Annotated in this window: 6 protein-coding genes; all 6 read right to left on the reverse strand. The window is 39.7% G+C overall.

All coding sequences use genetic code 11. From position 1 onward, the window contains the following. Positions 1-42: 42 nt before the first annotated feature. Positions 43-1,191, reverse strand: coding sequence for a glycosyltransferase family 1 protein (locus NT136_02965; protein ID MCX6765895.1), 1,149 nt, complete (start codon positions 1,189-1,191; stop codon positions 43-45). 352 nt (positions 1,192-1,543) lie between these two features. Beyond that, a complete protein-coding gene (locus tag NT136_02970) occupies positions 1,544-3,130 on the reverse strand; it encodes an O-antigen ligase family protein (protein ID MCX6765896.1) in 1,587 nt (528 codons plus the stop codon). 11 nt (positions 3,131-3,141) lie between these two features. Beyond that, positions 3,142-4,317, reverse strand: a complete 1,176-nt coding sequence (locus NT136_02975) for a glycosyltransferase family 1 protein (GenBank protein ID MCX6765897.1) — start codon at positions 4,315-4,317, stop codon at positions 3,142-3,144. 80 nt (positions 4,318-4,397) lie between these two features. Next, on the reverse strand, positions 4,398-4,910 hold the full coding sequence (locus tag NT136_02980) for a hypothetical protein (GenBank protein ID MCX6765898.1): 513 nt from the start codon (positions 4,908-4,910) through the stop codon (positions 4,398-4,400). A gap of 175 nt (positions 4,911-5,085) precedes the next feature. Next, positions 5,086-5,835, reverse strand: coding sequence for a hypothetical protein (locus tag NT136_02985; protein ID MCX6765899.1), 750 nt, complete (start codon positions 5,833-5,835; stop codon positions 5,086-5,088). Between the two features lie 226 nt (positions 5,836-6,061). Continuing rightward, on the reverse strand, positions 6,062-6,769 hold a 708-nt coding region (locus NT136_02990), incomplete at its 5' end, for an EamA family transporter (protein MCX6765900.1).

Raw genomic sequence — 6,769 nt, forward strand, 5'->3', positions numbered from 1 at the left:
TTATTTTTTAATTCAGCCGGACTGGCTAAAAATTGCGTGAAATTAACTGGCGAGTTTCTGGTATATTTTTAAAACATTCAGTGCCGCGTCTTTCCAAGAAAAGTCCCGGAAGCGTTTGGCGCCTTTTGTCCTCAATTCAGCACGAAGGCGCTCATCTACAGAAACATCATATAATTTTTTGGAAAAATCATCAAGATCAAAAGGATTAAAATAAAAAGCTGATTCCCCGGCTACTTCTCTGGCACTTGGTATATCAGAAACCAGGACTGGAACATTCCGGCTCATCGCTTCCAGAACAGGAATGCCGAATCCTTCATAAAGGGAAGGAAAAACGAAGAGATGCGCTAATTGGAACAGTGCGGGCTTGTCTTTTTCATCAATAAAGCCGGGAAAAATAACATCCTGTTTATTATCGCACTTTTTCAGAACTTCGTCAATCTTTGCGTCAAAATTACGCGCTTCTCTATTGCCTGCGATTACCAGCTTAATGTCCGGCAGTTTGTGCTTGATTTCGCTGTATCCTTTGATTAAAAAGGGCAAATTTTTGCGGGGCTGCATGGTGCCGATGTAAAGCATGAATTTAGCCGGTAAACTGTACTTTTTTCTCACTTTTTCCAATTCTTCCGGAGAGGGATCATTTCGCAGGAAGTCATCATCCACAGAATTATGCACCGTTTCAATTTTTTCAGGATTGATCTTATAGTATTTGACAATTTCGTCTTTCGTGAAATGGGAAACAGCTATTATTTTGTTTGCTCTTTTGAGCGACAGAGGAATGAGTATTTTCAGAAAAAATAAATCAGAGAATTTAATAAGTTGAGGAAAAAAATTAAACGAGATGTCGTGGATGGTAGTTATAATTTTAATTTTCTTGGGAACAAAAAACGGCGTAATGTACTGAGTGTGATAAACATCAACCGGATGGCGGCGAAGATAGCGCGGCAAAGTCCAGGAGTTCCAGATAAATTTATTAGCTGCTTTCAGGGAAACTATCTTAAAATTGGAACGGTTTTCAATTCCCAGCGGCTTCATTACCATATTACGTAATACGACAGTGTCAGTGATGTCGGTGAACAGAAAATATTCATTGCGGCTGTTAATGAATGTCAGATTTTTCACCAAATTGAAAAAAACCACCTCATCGCCGGTTCGCTTTTTTCCGATGTTGCGGATATCAATTCCGATTTTCATATAAGCAATTTTACATTCATTTTCGGGTTATGTAAAACAAGTAAGGGAACCCGGCTTTCCAAGTTCCCTTTTAGAATTTGTCTCTGAATATGGTGGACGGCGGCGGTGAAAAACATTCGCGAAAATTATTTTTTCTCTGTTCTGCATGAACGAATTCTGTCAGGTTTTTAGCCTCTTCTAATAAACTGGCTAGTGAAAAAAATTTATAGCTATTTCTGTAAAATTTAATCGCCAATTCATTAGCAAGAACTCTCACGCTCTTATATATGCGATTGCTATTTCCGCAACCGCCCCAATAGAGACAACTTGCATTCTCGCATTTTTCCCCCATTTTTCCTCCTTTAGATAAAAATTACTTATTAATCCTTGAAATTGAAAAAAACAACCACAAAATTCCCAAAAATATTCCAGCGTTGAACAAGTTGACGGTTATAAGCGCCAGCCCTCCTGAAAACAAAAACAATCCGAGGGTCTTTTCCCCCAGATCGTCTTTTGAAAAATACTTTATTCCCCTGACTAAAATATAAACCCAAATTAAAATTATAGCAAGCAGTCCCAAGATTCCTGCTCCCAGCCACACTTCTAGAAAAATATTGCTTGAGTTAAGGGCAATTCTTCGCTCGTCGCTGCCTAAAACCGCTCCGATATTCCCCCACCCTATCCCGAAAATCGGGTGTTTTTTAATTTCCTGCCATGATTTCCGGTAAATTTCACCGCGAATGTTAACATTGGGATCGGTGCGGTAAATTTCTTTAATAACATTGCCGGCCGATTTTTCTTTTTCAATATCTTCAAGGTTAATATGCCGGCAATTGTATTGTTCCAGGGCTGAAATATTTCCTATTGCTTCTGGCAGTGTGATATCCTTTTCGCAGGAAACAGTAATTTTCTGAAGTCCTGTTCCTGTGCTTTGAATTCGATTGAAAATTTGAAAGTTTGTTAAGTTAAAAATGTAAACAATTCCAATACTCCCAATCATTGCGACAGCAATAAAAAGGAATTGCTGGAAAAATTGCCTCCATTGCCACTCTCTAATCTTCACTGATAGTTTAGTAAGTGCAAATAATAAAAATACGATGGTAATAGCTGCTACTCCCAGCCAAGCGCCGCGAGAAACGGTGAGAATTAACAAAACTAAACAACCAACAACTAACAACCAGCAATTTGATAAATAAATTCGTTTTTGCTGTAAGTTGTAAGTTGTAAGTTGCAGGTTGTTAAAAAAATAAATTAGTGAATATATTACGGTCAACAATAAAACCAAGCAAATGCCCAGCCAGTCGGGTTCCGCAAACGTTGCATTCGGCCTTCCCGGCATTGTTTCAAAGGACTCCAGTCCTTTCATAAAGCGAATATTCTGCCAAATGCCGTAAAAAATAACAACAATCCCCGAGCTCAAGAAAAAAGGAATGATTCTTTTGAGATCGCCAATATTTTGAATAAACACCCTTGCCAGAAAATATATGGCCACAAAGGAAAGGGCAACGATGGAATGCTTTAAGCCGGCGTTTTTGTCCGTCGCGCCGAGAACGCTAATAAATCCCGACATTGCAAAAACTGCCGGCGCGATATCATACCAGCTAAATCTTGGTAGTTTAAACCCCAGACGTCCCACAACTAATCTTCCTAGTACCGCCAAAATAGTAAGACCGGCAAAAAACTGATAAGGCCTGACAGCAATACCTAAACTACCCGGTGCGATGTTAATATTTTCCAGCGTGATTGTCCCGACGAAAAACAAAAAACTCCATCCCGGGCGGTACAAGGAGAAAAGCAAAAAGAGCAAAGTAAAAAACAAAAAGTCGCTTAAATTCTTAATCGGCAAGACACCAAGATTAGAAAGGAGGATTGCGAAAAAAACCAGCAAAATGTTGGCTAGAATGAGATATGTTTTGGGTCTGTTTAAATTACTAAAAAAGTATTCAAAAGCAGTTGTCATAAAAAATGACATTACAATTCTTCAATAATATTCAAAACCTTCTCCCCAAACTTTTCCCACGAAAAATGCTTGGCACGCTCTTTTCCCCTTTCGGAAAGAGTGTCGCGCAAGTGCCTGTTGAGCAAAACATTTTTCATTACCATCGCGATATCCCCGACGTCTTCCGGGTGGCAGTAAAGCACCGCGTCGCGCCCGATTTCGGGAAGAGAAGAGACCTTGGAGGCAATTACCGGCGTTCCCTGATTCATCGCCTCCAGTACTGGCAGGCCAAATCCCTCGTAAAGAGAAGGATAGACAAACATAAAGGCGTTAGCATACAAAGCCGGCAGATCCTCTTGTGGAACAAAATCCAGTAGTTTAACGTGTTGGGTTAAATTCAGCTCTTTTATCAGCTTCTCGGCATCGGTTGCCAGCGGAGCCAGCTCGGGCATTAGTTTTCCGGATATTACCAGTTTGGGCAGTTCATTAATAAAATGAATTTGCTTGTTCTTATCAAGCAATGTTTTATAAGCCCGAATTACCCTTTCAATATTTTTTCGCATCTCCAGCCCCCCGCCGGAGTAAATATAACCGGGATTCAGTTTATATTTTTTTAGGACTTTCTTATTTTTTTCTTCAGAAACCCTCTTTTTATAAATTTCATCAACATCAATATGCGAGACCGTTATCTTCGCCGGATCTATGCCAAGATGCTGAACTAAGTCCTTTTCGGTGCGATGCGACACGGCGATGATTTTGTCTGCTTTTCTAATTGCTTTTTCCGTCAGTTTCCAGTATAATCTTTTCCGCGAGTTATTGAGATATTCCGGAAAGAGTTTAGGAATAATGTCATGAACTACCATGATGTGTTTTACCATATTAGGTAATAAGGTAGCGGACTGATACAAACTTAAAAAGACGTCGCATTCATCTTCCCTAACTTTTTTCAGCAGCAAAAATTTCTCCCACCAAATTTTGCGGACCAAATCGTCGCGTTTATAGGCAGGCAGAAATATGCGCTTCTCCCAATTTCCCGGCAGTTTAATTTCTTTTGGCAGGTCTTCTTCCAAATATAAAATAAACTCTAGGGTTGTGAGTTGTGAGTTATGGGTTGTGAGTTCAATTAATTTCTTCAGGAAATTAATTGTCACCTGGCCGATGCCGGTATTTGGCTTCCGGGCGAAAGAGGCATTGATTCCGATTTTCATGATTTAATTATACCCTAAATTTTAGGAAATAAAAAACCGCGGAAGAGAGATGCTTTTCTCTATCCGCGGACAGCCTTTAATCAGGTCAGTTTATACATCTTTTCAAGGGCCTCAATAAAGCCTTTGATCGCGAGCATATTCATAGTTGATGTTTTTTTATCCCGAAGTGCCAACTTGAGATCTTCAAGCGTACTGCTTAAAGCGAGTTCCATTTCTGATCCATCGTAGTCCTTCATGTCCGCGGCATCGATCCGCTCAATTCTCCCCATTAAATCACTTCGGAACGCTTGTAAAGGAAAGCGGTTGATACTGTTTAACACACTTCTGTTCTGTGTTTTATCGGGATTATAATTGGCTACAAACTTATCAATCAATGGGTCCAGTAATGAACTCGAAAGCAATAATGCAACCAGTAAAAGGATAAAAATACTGGTTACGGGATCGGCAATTGATTCACGCATATGAAAAAAACTAACCAGGAGCACTTGCACGAATCTATAGGCAGTATTAACTATTATGCCGAAAAGCACTGCGAAGATCGCAGCTTTAATCAAAAAGCTTATGCTAAATGTTCCCCTTGCAAATACTTTCATAATTCCTCCTGTTTTTGCCCATTTTGGGCAGATTTTTGTAAAATAACTGTCATTTTCAGTATCAAAATAATATATACCTTTTTTGAAAATTTGTCAAGGTCTGGACAAAACAAAAAACCGCAGCGGGGAAATCCCCTGCTGCGGCCACACCATCATTTTAGAAAGATTTTTTGTTTTAATTCGTAGTCCGTGGGTTGCGCACAGACGCATATCTCATTATCACATCCTCATAATCCGCGGGTTGTCCTTGGAGCAATCCTTCATTACACAAATCCTCAATCATTACTTTCCGCGCATAATAATTCGTGATTGAGATAATTGCATAGACAATAGCTACCTGCTTTTTTGGTTCTTTATGCGAGAATATTGAGTCACGGAGAAACGAAGCTTGGTCAGCAAAGTTAAGGAAGCGAATACCTTCTTGTCCAATGGACTTTTTGATTACCTCAATATTTTGAGGCATTTCCCCAAGAATATTTATTACTTCATTTATATTTTGAAAACGCACTGTTGCTTGAGGATAGTTATATGGAGCTGGTCCACCGAACATCAGATTAAGAACTATGAAAATTTTTTCATCTTCGTCTGATCGCTCATTGATCATCTCGAGAGTCTTTTCTGCGAACTCTTTTGCAGATAATCTTTGCAAGGTCATCTTTTGAAATTTGAGATCAAGCTTGCTTTTGAGAGAATCCTGAATTTTATCAAGCTTATCCATCGATACTTCTCTTAAATTTGGAACTTCATAGTAAGTGTCGGTTACTTCTGAAGGATTGAATTTCTCAAGTACGTAAGCCATAAGTTCAATTCTGGAATTTTCCGGTGCGTTTGACACAAAATCCCAAATAGCCGCCGCATGCAACGCGATACTTTTAAATCGCACAAGCAACAACTCTGAAAGTTTTTTAGTCAGTTCTTTGTTCATGTGTATCCTCCCTGTTCTTTAATAAGAACAATTTTTAAATTTTACTGGTTCTTTGTCTACACCAACCTAATTTTTAAAGTGCTTCTTTATCCATCTTTAGGATTCTTTAGTATATATTACTTTTTACGTCCTGTCAAGGGTTTTACCTCTTTCTAGCCAAAAACAAAAACCGCGGAAGAGAAAAGCTTCTCTCCTCCGCGGGTCACACTAACGCGTTTCGCTTGCTTCACTTAAAAATGGTTATTACAATCGCTCCGGCGACCATCAACGCGGTGGCCAGCATCTTTTTCTTGAGATTGGTTCTTTCTTTGAAATAGAGCAAGCCGATGACAAATGCGAAAAACGGCATTAAGCGCTTCACGCCCATAACATACGCGACTTTCTGGACATCCAGCGCGGCATTAATACTTGTGTTGGCGATAGCAATCGAAAGCCCGGCCAAAATCACAGCTCCAAAAAAACTTTTTCTTGCTGATTTATCAGAATAGATTTCTTTCGCTCTTTCAGTTTCTCTAAAAACCACTATAAGAGCTATAAACCCAATTCCGATAAGCAGATGCGACAGAAAGCTGGTAAAAAGAACGGAACTTTCGCGAATTGCCAGAGTAAGGGCGGTGGGCGTGATTGTGAAGCATCCGGCTGTGACCAGAAAATACATCAGTCCCCTTCTATTCTTTTTCGCCGTGTTTTCTGAATCCAAGCTTCTGGCTTTCTTTTTGATCTCCATTATTATCGCTCCAATAACCACGAGAAATATGCCAATGAATCCAAGAAGTGAAGGCACTTCGCCGAGAATTATTATCGGTGGCACGATGAGCGTAAGCGATGTCAGAGTCATATAAGGCATCAAGTAGCTCAAATCGGCAATATCCAAGGCCTTATAAAGAAAATAAACGGCTAGGATATTGAGAGTCACTCCCCAAAACATGCCCTG

The organism is Candidatus Moraniibacteriota bacterium (assembly GCA_026396275.1).
In the GTDB taxonomy this organism is placed as follows: domain Bacteria; phylum Patescibacteriota; class Minisyncoccia; order Moranbacterales; family JAPLXC01; genus JAPLXC01.